Source organism: Dokdonella sp. (genome assembly GCF_049593775.1).
GTDB lineage: Bacteria > Pseudomonadota > Gammaproteobacteria > Xanthomonadales > Rhodanobacteraceae > Dokdonella.
Genome location: NZ_JBAWHJ010000015.1, coordinates 1 through 1533 on the forward strand (window position 1 = coordinate 1; position 1533 = coordinate 1533).

Genomic DNA, 1533 nt, shown 5'->3' on the forward strand with positions numbered 1-1533 from the left:
GCCCTGCAGACTTGCATCGATCACGAGCTCCCAGGTCTCTGCATCAATGCGTTGGGCGCCGCTGAACGAGTACCAGCCGAATGTTGTTGCGTCGCCGGGGATGCGCGGCCCGTAGTTGCGCCAGCGCCAGTTCGCGTCGAAGTTGCCGCCGTGGAACGTCACTTGCACTGTCGCCTGACTGCAGGCCGGTAGCGCGAAACTGACCAGCCCCCAAGGCTCATGACTTGCAGCCGCGTCGATCGGATCGGGTGGATACAGGCTGGCTTGCTGGTTCGTGCTGTCGTTGAGCTGGGTGCAACTGCCCGCAACGATCGCGATGGTAGTGCGCACGACCGTGCCATCAGGCGACGTTGTGCCGGTGACGCCAAAGCCGCCGGCTGTCGAAGTTGAAGCCACCGAGGATTGCGTCGCATCGGAAATACCATCGCCATTGCCATCGCCGCCGAGCACACTTTGTTCGACCGCTGATGGCGATCCGTCGGAATCCTCATCAGGAGTCGCCGTGTATTCCCAGACTCCGGCCGTTGTTCCGGCGATGATGCGAGCCGGAGCGCCGAGTGCGCGCGGCGGCTTGGTCAGCGCGAGCGCGGCATTTGCAGGCAAGCCGATACTCAGAGAATTCCAGGTTGCGCCGCCATTGGTGGTGCGATAAACGCCACCGGGATCCGCCCCGGTACCACCGGTTCCTGCATAGATGGTGTCGCCAGTGTGGTCGGCTGGATCAATGAACAGCGCGCGCACATCCTTGCCGGCGATTCCGGTACTGGCCTCGAGCCAGTTGGCGCCGCCATCGGTGGATTTATAAATGCTGCCGACTGCACCGCTGAGCTCGAAACTCGTCGCACCCGCGTAAAGAACCTGCGTATTGAAGGGATTGATGGCGAGTGCGAGAACATCGTAGTGGGTTGATCCCGCTCCGGCATAGCGCGGCAGGCCATTGCTCGAGTGCACCCAGGTCGCGCCACCATTGGTCGACTTGAACACACCGTTTTCCATGGTCGGGATACTGCCGCCAAAACTGGCGCTCCACCCCGTTGATGTGCCGACGTAGAGGGTCGAAGGAGTGACCGGATCAATGACCATGGAAATCGCGATCGAGTAGAGATAGTTGAAAGTACCGACGGGCCCGAGATCCTCGGGCAAGGGTAATCCGTTCTCCGAAGCGGACCATGTCGTCCCGGCGTTTGTGCTCTTGTAGACACGGGCAGACTGATACGGCATCCCGGGATCACCCGCTACACCACTACCGGCAACATAGACGCTTTGCAGAGGATCCGACCCCGCCGCACAAGGAGGTGAAGTACATGATTGAGGATCGAGCACGATGGCGCGAACCGTTCCCATGTACGGGTTACCGGAAATCGTGGCAATCCCGTTATCTATCGTCGTCCAGCTTGCGCCTGCATCCGTGCTCTTGTAGATGCCGCCATCCGCGCCGCCAAGTAGCGGATAGCCTTCCGATCGTCCCGCAGCGTAGACCGTGAAATTTTCTGCGTTGAACGGGTTGGAATCGACCGTCGTAGGGTCGATGGT

The 1533-nt window shown here is 60.7% G+C and carries 1 protein-coding gene; it reads right to left on the bottom strand.

Annotated elements, in window-relative coordinates:
- On the bottom strand, window positions 1-1533 hold a 1533-nt coding region (locus WBP53_RS00405; RefSeq protein WP_423924812.1), incomplete at both ends, for a WD40/YVTN/BNR-like repeat-containing protein.